The sequence below is a fragment of the Streptomyces lasiicapitis genome, from assembly GCF_014646335.1.
Lineage (GTDB): Bacteria > Actinomycetota > Actinomycetes > Streptomycetales > Streptomycetaceae > Streptomyces > Streptomyces lasiicapitis.
Map to the genome: position 1 here is coordinate 448,556 of NZ_BMNG01000002.1, position 17,978 is coordinate 466,533.

General features: G+C 71.9%; 12 protein-coding genes and 1 pseudogene. 7 read left to right on the forward strand and 6 right to left on the reverse strand.

The window, feature by feature from the left end; all coding sequences use genetic code 11:
* Window positions 1-256: 256 nt before the first annotated feature.
* A complete protein-coding gene (locus IEY91_RS42295; protein ID WP_189173048.1) occupies window positions 257-1,546 on the forward strand; it encodes a cytochrome P450 in 1,290 nt (429 codons plus the stop codon).
* A gap of 438 nt (window positions 1,547-1,984) precedes the next feature.
* Here the strand turns inward: IEY91_RS42295 and IEY91_RS05345 are convergent.
* Window positions 1,985-2,311: pseudogene (locus IEY91_RS05345) on the reverse strand (hypothetical protein); the annotation flags it as partial.
* Between the two features lie 680 nt (window positions 2,312-2,991).
* Here IEY91_RS05345 and IEY91_RS05350 point away from each other — a divergent pair.
* The 5 genes from IEY91_RS05350 (at window position 2,992) to IEY91_RS05370 (ending at window position 8,994) form a co-directional block, all read left to right on the forward strand.
* Window positions 2,992-5,250, forward strand: a complete 2,259-nt coding sequence (locus tag IEY91_RS05350; RefSeq protein ID WP_189173049.1) for an MMPL family transporter — start codon at window positions 2,992-2,994, stop codon at window positions 5,248-5,250.
* A gap of 494 nt (window positions 5,251-5,744) precedes the next feature.
* Window positions 5,745-6,155 carry a hypothetical protein gene (locus tag IEY91_RS05355; RefSeq protein WP_189173050.1) on the forward strand — a complete coding sequence of 137 codons (411 nt, stop codon included), beginning with the start codon at window positions 5,745-5,747 and terminating at the stop codon, window positions 6,153-6,155.
* Window positions 6,156-6,252: 97 nt separating this feature from the next.
* Entirely contained in the window at window positions 6,253-7,101 is an 849-nt protein-coding gene (locus IEY91_RS05360; protein WP_189173051.1) for a DUF4097 family beta strand repeat-containing protein, read from the forward strand.
* Window positions 7,102-7,195: 94 nt separating this feature from the next.
* Window positions 7,196-8,194: an ATP-binding cassette domain-containing protein gene (locus IEY91_RS05365; RefSeq protein ID WP_189173052.1), complete on the forward strand. Its 999-nt coding sequence runs from the start codon at window positions 7,196-7,198 to the stop codon at window positions 8,192-8,194.
* On the forward strand, window positions 8,191-8,994 hold the full coding sequence (locus IEY91_RS05370) for an ABC transporter permease (RefSeq protein WP_189173053.1): 804 nt from the start codon (window positions 8,191-8,193) through the stop codon (window positions 8,992-8,994). The genes IEY91_RS05365 and IEY91_RS05370 overlap by 4 nt, the downstream gene beginning before the upstream one ends.
* 99 nt (window positions 8,995-9,093) lie before the next feature.
* Here IEY91_RS05370 and IEY91_RS05375 read toward each other — a convergent pair whose 3' ends face one another.
* Window positions 9,094-10,671 carry an amidohydrolase family protein gene (locus tag IEY91_RS05375; RefSeq protein ID WP_229696716.1) on the reverse strand — a complete coding sequence of 526 codons (1,578 nt, stop codon included), beginning with the start codon at window positions 10,669-10,671 and terminating at the stop codon, window positions 9,094-9,096.
* A gap of 153 nt (window positions 10,672-10,824) precedes the next feature.
* Between IEY91_RS05375 and IEY91_RS05380 the strand changes: the two genes are divergently transcribed.
* Window positions 10,825-11,838 (forward strand): Ppx/GppA family phosphatase, encoded by a 1,014-nt coding sequence (locus tag IEY91_RS05380; RefSeq protein ID WP_164318201.1) that lies wholly within the window; start codon window positions 10,825-10,827, stop codon window positions 11,836-11,838.
* Between the two features lie 81 nt (window positions 11,839-11,919).
* Here the strand turns inward: IEY91_RS05380 and IEY91_RS05385 are convergent, their stop codons facing one another.
* The 4 genes from IEY91_RS05385 to IEY91_RS05400 are packed head-to-tail and all read right to left on the reverse strand — an operon-like array spanning window position 11,920 to window position 17,902.
* Window positions 11,920-13,083 carry a Rieske 2Fe-2S domain-containing protein gene (locus IEY91_RS05385; RefSeq protein WP_164318199.1) on the reverse strand — a complete coding sequence of 388 codons (1,164 nt, stop codon included), beginning with the start codon at window positions 13,081-13,083 and terminating at the stop codon, window positions 11,920-11,922.
* Window positions 13,084-13,140: 57 nt separating this feature from the next.
* Window positions 13,141-15,909: an undecylprodigiosin ligase RedH gene (redH, locus tag IEY91_RS05390; protein WP_189173054.1), complete on the reverse strand. Its 2,769-nt coding sequence runs from the start codon at window positions 15,907-15,909 to the stop codon at window positions 13,141-13,143.
* Complete coding sequence (locus IEY91_RS05395; RefSeq protein ID WP_189173055.1) at window positions 15,906-17,054, reverse strand: SAM-dependent methyltransferase; 1,149 nt, start codon at window positions 17,052-17,054, stop codon at window positions 15,906-15,908. Before IEY91_RS05395 ends, redH begins: the two co-directional genes overlap by 4 nt.
* Window positions 17,042-17,902: a thioesterase II family protein gene (locus IEY91_RS05400; protein WP_189173056.1), complete on the reverse strand. Its 861-nt coding sequence runs from the start codon at window positions 17,900-17,902 to the stop codon at window positions 17,042-17,044. Before IEY91_RS05400 ends, IEY91_RS05395 begins: the two co-directional genes overlap by 13 nt.
* Window positions 17,903-17,978 lie beyond the last annotated feature (76 nt).

The following is a 17,978-nucleotide window of genomic DNA, read 5'->3' on the forward strand; positions in this document are numbered from 1 at the left end:
GCGCCCTCGCCGCGTCCCCGGCGCGTGATCAGGCGGCCACACGCCCCCGCGCGCTGACCGCGCGGGCCCGCCGGATGGTGGGCCCGACGCCCTTCCGTACGCCTTTGCGCACCTCGGATCCGTACGTCCTCGTGCGCCTCTGAACGCCTCCGCACATCCAGGCGTACGCCCCCAACCTCCTCGCACTTCCTCGTACCGCGCGGTCGTCGACCCGCGGCGCGTGCGCCCTAGCACGCCCTGAGACAGGTGAAATATCATGACTTACCAGTCGCTGCGCCCTGTGCCCCTCTCCGTCCTCGCCGACCAATGGGGCGCCCCCGAAGCGCACTTCTGGCTCCGCGGCATCGCTCCGGAGCGGCCGGTCGCCTTCGACGAGCAGGCCGGACTCTGGAACGTCTACGGCTACCCCGAGGCCGTCGAGGTCTTCTCCGACCCCGCCGCCTACACGTCCGACACAGTGCCGTACATCGCCCCCGACGCCCCCGAGTACGAGAAGAGCGGTCTGCTCACGCAGATGGACCCGCCCGCCCACCGGCAACTGCGGCAGCTCGCCGGGCGGGCCTTCACCCCCAGACTGGTGGCGGGCCTCGCGCCGCGGATCTGCGCCCTCACCCATGAACTGCTCGACCAGGCGGACGGGCGCGGCACGCTGGAGCTCGTCGACGACCTCGCCCACCCGCTGCCGGTGACCGTCATCGCCGAACTCCTCGGCGTCCCCGCGAGCGACCGGCCGCTGTTCCGGCAGTGGAGCGAGGAGATCTTTCCGCGCGAGAAGGTGACCGCGCGGGGCGGCTCGGCGGGCACGGCCGACGGCGACGGTGGCAGTGGGGGCGCGAGTGGCACCGACGGCGGTGGGGACGAGATCGCCGCCGCGTTCGACCTCGTCCGCCGCATGAACGAGTACTTCGCCGTGCACGCCGACGACCGCAGGCGGCAGCCGCGGGAGGACCTGCTCACCCGGCTCGTGCAGGCCGAGGTCGACGGTGAGCGGCTGAGCGAGGCGGCGCTCGGCAACTTCGCCCAACTGCTGCTCGTCGCCGGGCACATCACGACCACGATGCTGCTCGGCAACACGGTGCTCTGCCTGGACGCCCACCCGGAGCGGCGGGCGGAGCTGCGGCGGGACCCGGCGGCGCTGCCCGCCGTGATCGAGGAGTCGCTGCGCCTGCTGACGCCCTTCGAGGTCTTCTACCGGGCCACGACCAGGGACGTGGAGCTCGGCGGGCAGCGGGTGCCGGCGGGGCAGGTGCTCGCGCTGTGGACCGGCGCGGCCAACCGGGACGAGCGGGTCTTCGCCGGACCGCACGACTTCGTTCCGGGGCGCGATCCCAACCCGCATATCGCGTTCGGCCGGGGCATCCACTTCTGCCTGGGGGCGCCGCTGGCGCGGCTCGAAGGGCGCATCGCGCTCGGCATCCTCCTGGAGCGCCACCCGGAGCTGCGGACCGACCCGGACAACCCGCCCGTCCTGATGGCGAACCCGGAGCTGACGGGGCCGCGTACGCTGCCGCTGCTCACGGCGGGGCGGCCGGGGATGGCGGCGTGATCGGCGCCTGGGTCTGACCGGCGCGGCGCACAGTGGGCGCGGGCCGTGCGACCGTCCGGTCGTGCGGCCCGGTGTTCACCCGGCGTCGCCCTTGCGGGACTTGGGGGGCCTGGGGGTCTTGGGGGACTTGCGCGGTCCGCGCGGCCTCGGCGACTTGCGGGCGGCGAGGCCCTCGTCCGGCTGCGGCACGCCGATCAGGGAGTGGAAGACGTCGTCGAGACCGGAGGTGTGCACGGTCAGCGCGGTGGCCTCGATGTCCGCGTCGTCCAGGGCGTCGAGCACGGCGCGCAGCGCGTGCACGCTGCCGTCGCTCGGCAGGTGCAGGGCGAGCGTCTCGTGGTCCGGCGTCGCGCAGTCGAAGAGCGCGGTGGCCGCTTCGAGGCCGCTCACGCCGTCGAACTGGAGGCGGATGTGGCCGCTGGGGAGGCCGACGTCGAACAGCGGGGTCACCGGTGCCATGGACGCCGGTCCTGGCCGCTCCGCCCGGTGTTGTTCGGCGGCCTCGCGCGGCCGCGCGGCAGGGGATGACGTCACGACGAACTCGGGGTCGAGGCCCCGCAGTTGCACGGCCACCGAGCAGCCCGGCGCGAGGTCGCGGGTGACCTCGCCCATGGCGGCGGACAGCGCGTTGAGCAGCGTGAGCCGGGCGGCTGTTTCGAGGGGGGCGGTGAGTCGTTGGGCCAGGGCTCGCGCTTCTTCTCCGCCCGTGTCAGCGGCGACTGCGAGCTCGTGCCGGAAATCGTCGACGTACGGCGTGAGGTCCATGACGCCATGATGGCACAAATATGGCGCCATTCAAGCGCCACTTCTTTCGGACCTGCTGGCTGACCGAATCCCTGCGCCTCGGGACCCGCCTGTTCGCACACGCCGGAACTTCGCTGTGCGCAAGGGCTGCCACCTGAGGCACCTTCGCCGATGCGAAGGGACTGTTTCTCCGGAAGTGAAGGACTGCAACGGGCATTGGCCGGAACTTGCGCCGAGATCAGCGACTGCAATTCATCCCGGCCTTGAATGTGGTGGCGCTGCGGACGGACCGCGATGACCTGGTGAAGCATCGATTCCGGGGGTGTGAGGCCCCGGCGCGTGGTGCCATCCCTTGGCGCCGGGCGTGCCCGAACGGGCATCCGATCGCGCCCCCGACCGCCCCCGCCGCCACCGCTGGGACCTGTGGCGATGCGAGGCAAGGAGGATGTGGCACCGCTTGTGTGCCACGATGGCTTGCAATGGCGCCATCATGGTGCCATCGTAGCGCTATGAGCATCCGGCACTCGCTCCCCGCCGAGCTCGGCCTCCCCGGGCCGGGCCGGGCCTGCTGTCCGCCTGTCTGCCGCACGCCGTCGCCGCGACTCGGCCGCCGAGACCCGCGGTGACGCGCACCGAAGCCGCCGCGGCGGCTCTCGCACTGTCCCCCTGTTCCTGACTACCCGACGGGAGTCCCCTTCGCCGTGGCTACCATCCTGTACAAACTGGGCCGTTTCGCCTTCCGGCGACGCGGTTTGATGGCACTGCTGTGGGTGCTGATCTTCGGCGGGGTGGGTTTCGCTGCCTCGTCCGCGCCGACACCCCCCGCCGACACGTTCTCGATGCCGGGTACGGAGTCGCAGAAGGCGTACGACCTCCTCGAGGACAAGTTCCCGGACGCGAGCGCCGACGGCGCCACGGCCCGTGTGGTCCTGCGCGTACCGGGCGGCGGGAACATCACCGACGCCGGCGAGAAGGCCAAGGTCAACAAGGTCGTCGCCGAGCTGCGCAAGTCGCCGCAGGTCGCGAGCGTCGGTGACCCCTACGCCGGGGGCGGCGCCGCCGTCAGCAAGGACCAGTCCACCGTCTATGTGTCCGCCACCTACAAGGTCGTCCAGACCAAGGTGAACGACAAGGCGCACGACGCCCTGGACAAGACGCTGGAGAACGCGCGCAAGAGCGGGCTCAAGGCCGAGGCCGGCGGTGACGCCGTCAAGATCGAGCAGTCCGTGGGCGGTTCCTCCGAAGCCATCGGCATCGCCGTCTCCGCGGTCGTCCTCATCCTCACCTTCGGCTCGATGATCGCCGCGGGCATGCCGCTGCTCACCGCGCTCGTCGGTGTCGGCGTCGGCATCTCCGGCATCACCGCGATCGGCTCCACCGTCGGGCTCTCGTCCACGACCACGACGCTGGCCATGATGATCGGCCTCGCGGTCGGCATCGACTACGCCCTGTTCATCGTCTCCCGCTACCGATCCGAGATCGCCGAGGGCCGAGAGCGCCACGACGCCGCGGGACGGGCCGTGGGCACCGCGGGAACGGCCGTGGTCTTCGCCGGACTCACCGTCATCATCGCCCTCGTCGGCCTGGCCGTCGTGAACATCCCGATGCTCACCAAGATGGGCATGGCCGCCGCGGGCACCGTCGCCATCGCCGTGTTCATCGCCATCACGCTGGTCCCCGCGCTCCTCGGCTTCGCGCCCATCAAGGTGCTCGCCCGCAAGGACCGCGCCCGGTACAAGGGCAAGCCGCTCTCGGAGAAGAAGCAGCGCAAGGCCGAGGCGCGGGCACTCAAGCAGCAGCAGCCGAACCTCGGTGCCCGCTGGGCGCGCTTCATCCTGCGCCACCCGGTCGCCGTGCTGCTCCTCGCGGTCGTGGGGCTCGGCGCCGTCGCCGTACCCGCGGCGAGCATGAAGCTCGGCCTGCCGAGCGAGGGCACCATGGCGCCCGACACCACCCAGCGCAAGGCCTACGACATGATGTCGCAGTCCTTCGGCAAGGGCTTCAACGGTCCGCTGATGGTGACGATCGAGGACAAGAACGCCAAGACCGAGGCCGAGGACGTCCGCAAGCGGTTCGAGCGCACGGCCGGCGTCGAGTCGGTCGGCCCGGCCACGCTCAACAAGGCCGGCGACACCGCCATCGTGAACGTCGTGCCCAAGGCGGGCCCGGCGGAGGACGCCACCAAGGACCTGGTCAAGAGCCTGCGGGGGACGGCGAAGGACATCAAGGCCGACAGCGGCCCGGAGATCCTGCTGACCGGCCAGACGGCCATGTTCATCGACTTCTCCAAGACCCTCGACGACGCCCTCCTGCCCTACCTGGGCACGGTCGTCGGCCTGGCGTTCCTGCTCCTGATGCTGGTCTTCCGCTCGATCCTGGTGCCGCTGAAGGCCGCGCTCGGTTTCCTGCTCTCGGTGGCCGCCGCGCTCGGCGCGGTCGTCGCGGTCTTCCAGTGGGGCTGGCTCGCGGACATCTTCGGCGTCGATCAGCCGAGCCCGATCATGAGCACGATGCCGATCTTCATGATCGGTGTGGTGTTCGGCCTCGCGATGGACTACGAGGTGTTCCTGGTGACGCGGATGCGCGAGGCGTTCGTGCACGGTGTCGAGCCGCGCGAGTCGGTCGTGACCGGCTTCCGGTACGGCGGCCGGGTGGTCACGGCGGCCGCGATCATCATGATCAGCGTCTTCTCCGGCTTCATCATGGAGGAGAACGACCTGGTGAAGATGATCGGCTTCGGTCTCGCCGTCGCCGTGCTCTTCGACGCCTTCATCGTCCGCATGACGATCGTGCCCGCGCTGTTCGCCCTGCTCGGCAAGGCGGCCTGGTGGCTGCCGAAGTGGCTGGACTGGCTGCTGCCGAACATGGACGTCGAGGGCGAGAAGCTGTCCCGGCGCCTGGCCGCCAAGGAGCAGGTGCCGCCGCAGCAGCGCCACCCGCAGCCGCAGTACCGCGGCTGACATGCCCTAGCGCCAGAAGGGGCGCACCGCCAGACCTGGTGCGGAAAACCTGACCCGAGGCGGGTCGGCACGGCCGTGGAGGCCGCTGCCGGCCCGCCTGTGGCGTGCCGTCGGGCGAGGCGTCAACGTACGCCCTGCCAGCGGGTGTTGAAGCGGGCTCCACCGGATCGTCCGGCCGGTGGAGCCCGCTTTCAGCGTGCGGGCGGGGCGGAAAATTCCCCGGGGGCGTGTCCTGGTCGCCGGGACGAAACCGGTCGGGCGGATGCGGCGGCGCCCCCCCGCGGTGGCCGCACACGCCCCCGAAATGGCTCCGCGCGCCCCCGGTCTGCCTCTGCGGGCCAAAACCTGTCGCGGACCGTGCCGCCGCACTACCGTCGGCCTGAAGAGGGAAAACGCGCCGTGGACGGGCGTTGGGGGAAGGCAAGGGGAGCCCGGAAAGGGGTGTGGTGCCACTGTGGCTCGCTGTGGCGCCACGTGTGTGCCATGATGGCAGCATGGACCTGACGCCGTACGTGGCCAATCTCCGGCACGAACTCGCGGTCGCCACCGAGGCGGGCGACGAGGAGGCACGGGCGCTCGCCGAGCGCCTGGCCGCGACGCTGGAGACGGCGACCCGGCTCGCCCTGCTGAACGCGTTGTCGGACGCCACGCGGGAGATCACCCGGGATCTCGCGCCCGGGGAGCTCACGGCCGTGCCCGTGCCGCGCCCGGCGCCGGTGGCGGCCACGGAGGCGCCGGAGGACCACAGGACCTCGCGGATCAACGTCCGGCTCCCGGCCGCGCTCAAGCCCACGGCCGAGCGGGCCACCGCGGTGGCCGGGGTCTCGCTCAACTCCTGGCTGGTGAGGGCGGTTTCGGACGCCCTGGAGCCGGACGGGAACCGCGGATCGGTGGCGTTCACCTAGCGCCCACGGACCGCTACCGGCCGACCGCCGCCCGACGCCGACATCAGCCGTCCCGCCCGTGGGGACGCCCTGCAGAGTCATGAGGATGGGACACCCCTTGCCTACTTTTGACACCCCCGAACCGATCACCGCCACGATCCGTGTCGAGCTCGGCGTCGCCCACATCAGCGCGGGCGACAGCGGCATCACCGTCGTCGAGGTGCACCCGCGCTCCGAGGACAACGACGCCGACCTGCGCGCGGCGCGGGAGACGAGGGTCGACTTCGCGGCCGGCCGGCTGACCGTCCGCACGCCCAAGGTCTCCGCCCGGCGCAGCGACTCCGGTTCGGTGGCCGTCGAGATCCGGCTGCCGAGCGGCTCGCGTGTCAACGGCTCCGCGGCGACCGGCGACTTCACCGGCGAGGGCACGCTCGGCGAGTGCATGCTCAAGACCCTGGACGGCGACATCCGCCTGGACCGCACGGGCCCGGCGCGGCTGCGCACGGAGCGCGGCGACGTCACCGTGGCGTACATCGACGGCCTCGCCGAGATCACCACCGGCTGCGGCCGGTTGCGGATCCGCGAGATCGACGGCGCTGCCCTGATCAAGAACTCCAACGGCAACACCTGGGTCGACCGGATCACCGGTGAACTGCAGTTGAAGGTGGCCAACGGGAACATCTCCGTGGGCCGGGCACACGCGGGCGTCGCCTCCAAGTCCGCCAACGGCGACACCCGTATCGAGGAGGTCGCGGGCGGCCGCGTCGACCTGCAGACCCAGACGGGAAACCTGGAGGTCGGCATCCACCTGGGCACGGCGGCCTGGCTCGACGTCAACTCCCAGGCGGGCACCATCCACAACTCTCTCGGCGCCTCCGACGGCCCCGGCAAGGGGGCGCAGACCGTCCAGGTCCGCGCCCGCACCGGCGTCGGCGACATCGTGATCCGCCGCGCTCAGCCCGTGTAGCACCGGGCGCGGCACCCGCGTACGCGTACGGACAACGACCTGCGCAGCACCAGAGAACGACCTTGACACCACAACGGAAATGAGAAGGGGCACGATGACCGCCACCACCCAACCGGCCGGGGCATCCAAGGGGATCAACGCCCTTGGACTGCGCAAGTCGTACGGCGAGAAGGTCGTACTCGACGGCGTCGATCTGCAGGTCGCTCCCGGCACGATCTTCGCGCTGCTCGGCCCGAACGGCGCCGGCAAGACCACCTCGGTGCAGATCCTCTCCACGCTGATCAGCGCGGACGAGGGTCAGGCCACGGTCGCGGGGCACTCGCTCGAGCAGGACCCGGACGCGGTGCGTTCCGAGATCGGCGTCACCGGGCAGTTCGCGGCGGTGGACGGCCTGCTGACCGCCGAGGAGAACCTCGAGCTGATAGCCGACCTGCTGCACCTCGACAAGGCCGAGGGCAAGCGCCGCGCGGCCGAGCTCCTGGAGCGCTTCGAGCTCACGGACGTCGCCCAGAAGAGCGCGTCCAACTTCTCCGGCGGCATGCGCCGCAAGCTCGACCTGGCGATGACCCTGGTGGGCAAGCCCAGCATCATCTTCCTGGACGAGCCGACGACGGGCCTCGACCCGCGCAGCCGCCGCACGATGTGGCAGATGATCCGCGACCTGGTCGCGGGCGGCACCACGATCTTCCTGACCACGCAGTATCTGGAGGAGGCCGACCAGCTGGCCGACCGCATCGCGGTCCTGGACGGCGGCAAGATCGTGGCCGAGGGCACCGCGGACGAGCTCAAGCGCCGCATCCCCGGCGGCTACATCAAGCTGCGCTTCGACGACGCCCGCCACCTCGACGCGGCCGCGCACACCCTCAGCCAGGCCACGCGCAACGACGAGGACCTCACGCTGCAGATCCCCAGCGACGGCAGCATCCCGGCCCTGCGCCAGGTCCTGGACGGCCTGGAGCGCTCCGGCATCCACGCCGAGGCGCTCACCGTGCACACCCCCGACCTGGATGACGTGTTCCTCGCCCTCACCGGTCAGGGCCGCAAGACCGCTACTACGGACAGCGCGACCGCTGTGAAGGAGACTCAGCGATGAGCACCAACTCGTACGCCGTGCGCGACTCGATGACGATGCTGCGGCGCAATCTGAAGCACGCGCAGCGTTATCCGTCGATGACGATCTCGGTCGTCGCGATGCCGATCCTGATGCTGCTGCTGTTCGTGTACGTCTTCGGCGGCGCCCTGGGCGGCGGCATCAGCATTCCCGGGGTGGGCGGTGGCGGTGACCGCGGTGACTACACCAACTACGTCACCCCCGGCATCCTGTTGATGGCGATCACCTCGGGTGCGGTGTCCACGGCGGTGTCGGTGTGCTCGGACATGACCGAGGGCATCATCAACCGCTTCCGCACGATGGCGATCTCGCGGGCCTCGGTCCTGGTCGGCCACGTGATCGGCAACGTCGTGCAGACCATCATCAGCCTGGTCCTGGTCGTGGGTGTGGCGCTGGCGGTGGGCTTCCGGCCCAACGCCGGCGTGATCGAGTGGCTGGCCGCGATCGGTCTGCTGGTCTTCCTTGCCTTCGCGCTCGCCTGGATCTCGGCGGCGATCGGTCTGGGTTCCGACAGTGTGGAGACGGCCTCCAACGCGCCGATGCCGCTGACGTTCCTGCCCTTCCTGGGCTCGGCGGTCGTCACGCCGGACTCGATGCCCGCGGGTATCCGCTGGTTCGCGGAGTATCAGCCCTTCACCCCGATGAACGAGACCCTGCGCGGTCTGATGCTGGGTACCGAGATCGGCAACGACGCCTGGATCGCCCTGGCCTGGCTGGCCGGCCTGTCGGTCCTGGGCTACCTGTGGGCCAAGGCCTCCTTCAACAAGGACGCCAAGCGGTAAACCGGGCACACCCCCAGTACTGAGGGCCTCGGAGTCGGCGGACTCCGAGGCCCTCGCCCTTGTGCGGGGACAGGCACCCGGCGCCTCCGGAGGGCGGGTTCAGCGCCGCACCGCCCGCCCCGGCAACGCGTCCGGCACCAGCTCCCCGTGCGCCACCACCGGCGTCCCGCCCACGAACACATGGGCGTACCCCACCGACGGCCGGGTGCTGTCGGCGTACGTCGCCCGGTCGCCGACCACCGCCGGGTCGAAGACGACGAGGTCGGCGTCGCAGCCGGCCTGCACGCGCCCCTTGCGGCGCAGCGCGGGCACCCCGGACTCAAGCACGCGCGCGGGCAGATGGGTGGCCCGGCCCACGGCCTCCAGCAGGCTGAGGGCGCCGAGTTCGCGTACGTACCGGCGCAGCATCCTGGAGAACGTGCCCGCGGTGCGCGGGTGGGTGACCGCGGCGCCCGGCGGCAGCGGCCAGGCGAGGGGGTCCGGCGCCGGTCCCGTCCAGGTCAGCGGCATCGCGTCGGAGCCGACCACCGTGGCGGGGTGCAGCAGCGCCCGGTCGATGAACGCCTGGTCCGCGGCGTCGGTCTCGTCGAGGAAGTGCAGGACGGCGAGCGCGCCGGGGTCGGTGGCGCGCAGTTCGCGCAGGCGCGCGTGGTCGCGGACCCGCTCGCCGGTGGCCGCGAGGACGATGTCGCCCACGTCGAGTCCGGACGCGGGCAGGTACTCCGGCGCGAGGAACGTGGCGCCCACCGCGGTCATGCCCGCGCCGTAGGGATAGGCCTCCGTGGAGACGCGTCCGCCCTCGGCCCTGGCCCGGTCCAGGACGGCGAGGACCCGGTCGGTGTGGCGGCGCGAGGTCGACGTCACATGGCAGTAGTGGGCGTGCACGCCGGTCTCGCCCGCCGCCCGCGCGATCTCCTCCGCGCCGTCGACGGGGATGTCGGGGACCTGTTCGACGAGGCTGCGGGCGTGGGTGAAGGTCGGCAGCCTCGCCAGGGCGGCGAGACGGGCCACGGCCAGATACTCCTCGGGCCGGATCCGCGGGGCGTAGCCGACGATCAGGCCGACGCCGAGCGCGCCGTCGGCGAGGTCGCGGCGCAGCAGTTCGAGCAGGGCCCGCTCCTGGGGCCGGCCGGCCTCCCGCTGCCAGGCCGGGTCGCCCAGGTGCGCCAGGGCGGCCGAGGCGCCACCGCCGTGCGGCAGCGCGCCGACGGCGGCCATGCGGGCCTGCGCCCAGGACGCGGAGAAGCCGTAGTTGAGCGGGCGGCCCTCGGCGCCGGCCTGCCGGTAGGCCTCGCCCACGGGGGAGAGGCCCAGTTCGAGTTCGAGGGCCGTGGTCACTCCGTCCAGGGCCTGGAGGCGGTGCCCGGCCACGGTGTGGGAGTGGCTGTGCAGGTCGATGAAGCCCGGGGCGACGACCAGACCCGTGACGTCGAGGGTCCGGTGGCCGGTGAGCGGACGTGAGGAATCGGTGCAGGTCTCGGGCGTCGGCGAGGCCGTGGCCGCCGGGGAGCGGGCCGTGGCCGGAGAGGCTCCTGGGGCGAGGGAGACAGCGGTGATCGTGCCGGACGTCACCGCCACGTCCGCGAGCGCGTCGAGCCCGGTCTCCGGATCGAGCACCCGGCCTCCGCGCAGTACCAGGTCGTGCATGTCATCGGGTGGCGCGGCGTAGGAAGTCACCCGGCCACGCTAGGCGCCATCGGGGTGAATGGGACGCAAACCGGCGTGATGTACCGTCAGATGACGGCGACATGGCGTCAGCCGGTCGTAAGGGCAAACGGGAGGTAGCCGATTCGTGTGCGTGTCGCGACGTGCTCTGGGTACTGAGGGCTCATGCGAGTGAGCGTGCTGGATGTGGGTTCGCGCACGGTGCGCCTCGTGGTGGCGGACGCCGCGGGCGGAGCACCGCTGCCCGTGCACACGGAGAAGTGGAAGCTGCGGCTCTGCGAACGGGTCGTGCCCGGCGGGCCGTTCGGCGAGGATGCCGTGCGGCACCTCGTGCGCGCCGTCGACGAGGCCGCGGTGACGGCCGCGCGCTGGGGCGCCGAGCCGCCGCTCGCCTTCGCGACCGCGGTGGTGCGCGACGCGCCGAACCGCCTGGACGTGCTGAACGCCGTGCGGGCGAGCACCGGCGTCAAACTGGCCACGCTCCCCGGCGAGTTGGAGGCCGAGCTGACCTTCCTCGGCGCCCGACGCTGGCTCGGCTGGCAGGCGGGCTCACTGGTGCTGCTCGACATCGGCGGCGGGTCGCTCGAAGTGGCCTTCGGGCGCGGCCGGTTGCCGGACTTCGCGGTGTCGCTGCCGCTCGGCGCGAACCGCCTCACGCACGAGTTCCTCCTCGGCGCGGACCCGCCGTCCCCTCAGGAGGTCAAGGCGCTGCGGCGCCGGGTGCGCCATCAACTGCGGGACGTGGCCGCGCGGATCCGCTGGGAGGGGCCGCGCACGGCGGTCGCCACCTCGCGTACGTTCCAGCAACTGGCGCGGCTGACCGGCGCGGCACCCGGACGGCACGGGCCGTTCGCGCCCCGGCACCTGGAGCGGTCCGCGCTGCGCCGGGCGAAGGACCGGCTCGCGCGCCTTCCGGCCGCCGAACGCGTACGACTGCCGGGGATCTCGGCGCCGCGGGCCGGGCAGAGCCTGGCCGGGGCGGTCGTCGGGCACACGGCGATGAAGCTCATGGGCATCGCGTCGGCCGACCTCTGCCCCTGGGCGGTGCGCGAGGGCATCCTGCTGCGCCGCATCGAGGACGGCGCGCAGTGGTGGGACGACGTGACGGCGGGCCTCACGGACGCGGGCGCGGGGCGCGGGCACGGCGGCACGGTGTCGCTGCGGGTCGCCTCGTCCTGACGGCCGCGACATACGCATCGCTCGTCACGACCCCCGCGGCGCACGTTCCGGCGGCCGCCGGCACCGGAACGCGCGCCGTGATCAGGGCGCGGTCCTGCTGAGCCCGCCCGCGCGCACGGCTTTGTCGCCGCTTCCGTTGCCGTGGCCGTTCGTGTCGGCAACCGCACGAGCCGCCGCCGGGGCGTCGTCGGCCACCGGCTCCTGTGGCCGTTCCGCCTCCGCGCGGGCCTCCGCCTTCAACCGGTCCCGCATCTGCAGGTACTTGGCGTTCATCTCGTCGACGGCGATGAACTTGTTCACGCCGCGCTCGCTGACCTTGGGCTCCTGGCGCGCCATGATGTCGTTGTCCTGCTGGTCCTGGACGTACTGCTCCATCATCAGCGACAACCGCAGCACAAGCGGCCGCAGCGGCTTGAACGGCACCATCATCTTGAGCAGCGGGTACTCGTACAGGCGCATGATCGCCTGGGTGTGGTGCTCGTCGATGGGCACGAGCCAGGTCGTGACCTCCAGGAGGCCCTGCTTCACGTGGGTCATGCACGGGGCCTGGTAAATCAGGTTGAAGTGCCAGGTGTTGGAGGGGTCGCCCTCCTCGCACTGGTCGAACGTGTTGCGGATGATCGTGCCGTCGACGTCCACGGAATGGTTCACGATCTTGTTGGCGGCGATGTAGCGCCGCCGCCCGTCCGTCCACAGCTTGCGCCAACTGCCGTACATGAACGTGTAGTCGATGATGTTCGCCCAGTGATCGCGGTGCACGAACGTCACGTGGTAGAACTCGAGCAGGCTCTCGATGTAGCGCGTGTAGTGGACCGGGCGGCTGAAGGTGATGGTCTCGTACGGCCGCGGGTGCTCGGCGAGTTCGTGGGGCAGCTCGATCTCCGGCAGGTTCGCGCGCTTGTCGCCCCACCACAGCCACACCAGGTCGTACTTCTCCCGCACCTCGTAGGTGTCGACCCGCAGCGACGCCGGGACGCGGCCCTCCGCGCCGAGCGCCGGCACCAGGCGGCACGCCCCGTCGGTGCCGAACCGGAAGCCGTGGTACGGGCAGGCCACCGAGTTGCCCACGAGGCGGCCCTCGGAGAGGTTCGCGCCCTTGTGCGGGCAGCGCGCCGACTGACACACCAGGGTGCCGTCGAGAGCGCGCCAGAGCACCAGCTCCTCGCCCAGGCGGCGCACCCCGGTCGGCGCGTCACGTTTGATGTCTTCGGTCCGCAGAATCGGATACCACTGATTCGGGATCATCTGGAACTTCCTGCCTTCCTCTGGAACGTCCTGCCTTCCTCGGGCGGTCCGGCGCGCTCAGCCCTCCACGACCTCGACGACACCGGTGTCGCCGTCGACCATGACCATGTCGCCGGTGTTGATCACTTGCGTGGCGTACTTGGTGTTGACCACCGAGGGCACGTTGAACTCCCGCGACACGATGGAGCTGTGCGAGAGCATCGACCCGATGTCGGTGACGACGCCGCCGGCGATGGCGAACAGCGGCGTCCAGGACGCGTCGGTGTGCCGGGTCACGAGGATCTCGCCCGCCTGGAACTCGTCGGCCTGCCACACCAGGTCCTCGACGATGCGGGCCCGGCCGACGATCCGCCCGGGGGACGAACCGAGCCCCTCCAGGCGCGTCCCGTCCTTCACCGGCCGCACCGCGCGCGTGCAGTCGTGCTCGCCGACGAACGTGAGCGGCGGCTCCGGCAGCCGGTTGTGGTACTCGTGCACCCGCCGCCGCTCCTCGATCGCGGCCCGCGGGAACGCGTCGCGCGCCGGCAGTTCACCGGCCAAGTAGCCGCGTACGTCGGCGAAGTCCAGGAACGCCACCTCGTCCAGGGAGTGCAGCACGCCCTCCTCGACAAGGCGCCGCCCCACCTCGTACACCACGTTCCTGACCAGCCAGATCGACGTGATCATGGACATCCGGGTGGCCTCGCGCAGCTCGCTGCACAGGGCGTACATGGAGATGAGGCCCTCGATGGTCTTGCGCTGCGGCAGCGGCAGCTTCTTCAGGACGGCGCGGGTGTCGCCCTCCTGGCGGGCGCGGCTGCGGCCCATGATGTCGTCGGCGGTGAAGCCGTCCGCGGCGTAGCGGCGGATCATCTGGAAGAGGTACGACGGGTCGTCGATCCAGCGCTGGTGGGTGAGCTCCATCTCCTGGCGCCCCCGGGTGCCATTGGCGCGCAGGAACGGCTCCATCTGCGACTGCCAGAACGCCTCGCCATCCGGGTCGGCGCGCAGCTTGTCCGCGACCTCCTCGAGGGGCGCCGCCTCGATGATCTCCATGACCCGCGGCCTGGCCTTCGCGGCCTGCGCCACGCTCCAGATCTCCTGCGCGGAGGCCACCGTGCGCAGGCTGGACATGTCGGTCTTGATGCGGTTCTGCAGGTTGTCGCCCGCGGAGCCGAGCCACTTGGCGCACAGCTCGGTGAGGATGCCGTAGAACCCGAACGCGTTGATGTAGTACGGCATGTAGCCGACGTGCGCGTCGTGGAAGTAGTCGAGGTAGCGGGTCAGTTCGGCGTGCAGTTCGCGGCGGCCCATGCGGCTCAGGTCCAGGCGCCGGGCGCGGTCGAACTCGTACAGGCGGGCCTCCGCCATGTCGCGGGCGCGGCCCTTCATCACCAGCATTTCGCCCGCGGTGGCGCGCAGCCAGTGCGTCGTGGACAGCAGGTCCTCGATGCCGCCGGGGAAGGTGCCGAAGGGGTTCTCGTACGTCGCCAGGTCCACCTCCTCGCTGACGAAGCGGCGGGTGAAGTGCCGCTGGTCGCGGGTGGGCGGGGCCTGGCCGAGCAGATAGGCGGTGTAGGAGATGTTCAGGTAGACGTGGCCCTGGAAGAAGCCCATGTGCAGGCCGACGTCGCCGGTGTCGCGCACGCCGAGGGCCGCCGCGCAGTCGCCGTGCACATGGTCCTGGTAGTGCCGGGCGAAGCTCAGGCCGAGCGGTGACATCAGGCCGACGAAGATCTCGCCGATGTCCATGCGCGACCAGAGCGTGCCGTGCCGCACCGCGTCCGACTGCTCCTTCAGGTGCTGGGGCAGGTAGGGGCTGCGGGCGTCGTCGGAGGTCTCCGGGCGGGGGCGGGTGGTGATGGGGCGGGCCTGCAGCAGATGCAGCTCCCCGTCGCGCATCGCCCACTCGATGTCCTGCTCGGTGCCGTAGCGGGCCCGGACGTCCAGGGCGAGGCGGGCCAGGGCAGCGAGCTGGTCGCGCGTCAGGCAGGGGGCGTCCCGGTCGGCGGCGTCGACCTTCGTCATGCCGATGCGGCCGGGGGAGAGCGGCGCGCACTTGGTGACCTTGTAGCGGACGCGTTCCTCGACGACGTCGAGCGTACGGTCGTCCACGACGAAGAAGTCGCTGGAGACCCTGCCGGACACCAGGCCCTCGCCGAGCCCGCAACAGGCCTCCACCACAAGCCGGTTGGGCCTGCCGCCGATCGGGTCGACCGTGAACAGCACGCCGCTGACGTCGGCGGGCACCATCTCCTGCACCACGACGGCGATGGACCCCGCGGGGCCGGGATCCGAGCGGTAGGAGGCCGCCCGGTCCGACCACAGCGAGGCCCAGCACACCTTGACCGCGTCGAGCAGCGCCGCGTCGCCCGACACGTCGAGGACGGTGTCGTGCTGGCCCGCGAAGGACCGCTCGGCGGAGTCCTCGCGCGGCGCGGACGAGCGCACCGCGACGCGCGGGCGCCCCAGGTCCTCGTACGCGGCGAGGATCGTGCGGGCGATCGGCTCGGGGACGTCCCGGGCGAGGATCGCCTCGCGCACGGTGAGGGCAGGTTCGGCGCGGGCCTCGGCGGCGCGGATCTCCGGGTTGAGGCCGCTCTCGCGCAGGAACAGGTCGAACAGGCCGGTGGTCAGGCAGAACGCGGGCGGCACCGGGAGGCCCGCCCCGGTCAGCTCGTCGAGCCGGGCCGCCTTGCCGCCGAGCTCGTCGGGCGTGGCGGTGTGGGGGCGGCCGAGCACGGCGACGAGGTCGGCGTGGGGGGCGTCGGCGTGGGTGGTGGGGGCGTCGGGGCCGGTGGCGGTCTCGTCGGTCGCGGGCGTGTCGGTGGTCGCCTTCGTCGTCATGACGCGGCCTCCTCGGCGTTCGTGGGGGTGGTGGCCGTACGGACCGGGAGTGAACCCACCGGCCCGGTGGCGGAGTTGGTGCCGACGAACGCGCGGAACGCCTGGCCGGGCAGCGCCCGCGTCGCCCGTACGCCGTCGAAGCCCGCCTCGCGCAACTGGTCGAGCAGCTCGTCCTCGCGCGGCAGCGGCCCGCCGAAACCGGCGTACTCGAACCACAGGTTGAGCACTTCGAGGCCGAGCGTGGAGCTGCCCCGGCATGAGGAGGTGACCAGCAGCGTGCCGCCCGGGGCGAGGAACGACCGGGCGCGCGCGAGGACTTCGGCGCGCTCCTCCTGCGGGAAGTAGTAGATGTTGTTGTGCAGGGTCACGACGTCGAACTGCGGTTGCAGGTCCAGGGTGCGCAGATCGCCCTGGCGGGTCTCGACGCGGTCGGCGAGCCCCCACTGCGCCATGTTCTTGGCCGTCTGCTCGGCGACCTCGGCCTGGAGGTCGACGGCCAGGGCGGTCAGGCGCGGATTGAGCCCGGCCGCGTACCGCACGTACGTGCCGCTGCCGCAGCCGACCTCCAGGAGGCGCACCGGCGTGGTGCGCGGCAGGGTGCGGGCGACGGCGTCCTCGACGAAGCCGCGCACCACAAGCGAGGAGCGGGCGATGACCAGACCGTCCTGGTCGGACAGCTCGAAGCGGCTGCCGTCCTTGAGCATGCGCGGGGCGTCGCGCAGCGCCGGCACATGGAAGCGCAGCAGCTCTTCGAGAGCCGCCGCGACGGCGTCGTTGGCCACCTGCGCGAGCGCCTTGGCGGTACGGCTCTTCAGCCGGTAGCAGCCCTCGCGCCGGTCGAGTTCGCCGAGGCGCACCCCGATGTCCAGCCAGGCGCGCAGCCGCTGCCGGTCCTCGGGCCGGGTCCCGAGGTGCTCGGCGAGGCTCTCCAGGTCGCACGGGCGCGACGCCATGCAGCGCAGCACGCCGGAGCCCGCGGCGGCGGCGAGGAACGAGGCCCGGTACAGCGGCGTGAACAGCGTCCGGTTCAGTACGAGCAGCAGCGGGAGCCGCGGGTCCGCGACGATCCGCGCCATCGCGGCAAGGTCCGTGAACGGTTCCTGCGCCCGGTCCTTGACGGCCCTGGCCAGGCTCAGCAGATCCATGAGGGTTCCCTCTCCTTGGGGGCGGTACGGGTGAGTTCGGCGCGCAGCTCACGAAGGAGCGGAAGCCGTGCGGGTCCGTTCAGGTAGAAGTGGCCGCCCGGCACCCTGCGGTGCAGCAGCGAGGCGGAGGTGTACGCGCGCCACGCCTCGACGTGGGCGCGGGGTGCGATCGGGTCGCCCGCGGCGGAGAACGCGGTCATCGGGCAGTCGAGCGGGCGGCGCGGGCGCCAGCGGTAGCGGGCGCAGAGGGTGAGGTCGGCGCGCAGCACCGGCAGCCTGCGCTCCAGGTAGAAGCGGCCCACCTCGTCGCCGGATCCCAACGCGCCGAGTTCGTGGACGAGTTGACGCAGGTCGTCGTCGCCGAGCCCCTGGCCGTCCGGGCCGTCGTACAGGTGCGGCGCCCTGCTGCCGGACACGAACACGTGCCGGGGCCCCGGCCGCCCCCGCTCCCGCAGCTCGCAGGCGACCTCGTAGGCGAGCAGCGCGCCCATGCTGTGCCCGAACAGGGCGTAGTGGTCGTGTACGTGTCCGGCGGCGAGCAGCGCGTCGGTCACGTCACGGGCCAGTGGCGCCATGTCGGTGTACGGCGCCTCGCCGAGCCGCAGCCCGCGACCGGGAAGCAGCACCGGTACGACGGTGACGCCGGGGCCGAGCAGGTCCGGCCAGTCGCGGTAGACGGAGGGGGTGCCGCCCGCGTAGCTGAAGCAGATCAGGCGGGGGCCGGTGGGGGCGGCCTCCGGTCCGTCGGGCTGTGGTCCGTCGGCTTGCGGTCCTGGCCCGAAGCCGGGGCCGGTGAACCAGGCGCGGGCCGGTTCGGCCGGTGCCTGCGTGCGCTCGGTGAGGGGCACAGCGGGTTCCTCTCGGGCTCGGGCGGGCCGGACGGGCCGGGTCCGGACTGGCGTGGTCCGGTGCGGTGTGGTGAGG

Bases quoted from the DNA above. Each gene is read 5' to 3' on its own strand.
- IEY91_RS42295 (WP_189173048.1), top strand. From the start codon at position 257: ATGACTTACCAGTCGCTGCGCCCTGTGCCCCTCTCCGTCCTCGCCGAC.
- IEY91_RS05355 (WP_189173050.1), top strand. From the start codon at position 5,745: ATGGACCTGACGCCGTACGTGGCCAATCTCCGGCACGAACTCGCGGTC.
- IEY91_RS05365 (WP_189173052.1), top strand. From the start codon at position 7,196: ATGACCGCCACCACCCAACCGGCCGGGGCATCCAAGGGGATCAACGCC.
- IEY91_RS05370 (WP_189173053.1), top strand. From the start codon at position 8,191: ATGAGCACCAACTCGTACGCCGTGCGCGACTCGATGACGATGCTGCGG.
- IEY91_RS05380 (WP_164318201.1), top strand. From the start codon at position 10,825: ATGCGAGTGAGCGTGCTGGATGTGGGTTCGCGCACGGTGCGCCTCGTG.
- IEY91_RS05385 (WP_164318199.1), bottom strand. From the start codon at position 13,083: ATGATCCCGAATCAGTGGTATCCGATTCTGCGGACCGAAGACATCAAA.
- redH (WP_189173054.1), bottom strand. From the start codon at position 15,909: ATGACGACGAAGGCGACCACCGACACGCCCGCGACCGACGAGACCGCC.
- IEY91_RS05395 (WP_189173055.1), bottom strand. From the start codon at position 17,054: ATGGATCTGCTGAGCCTGGCCAGGGCCGTCAAGGACCGGGCGCAGGAA.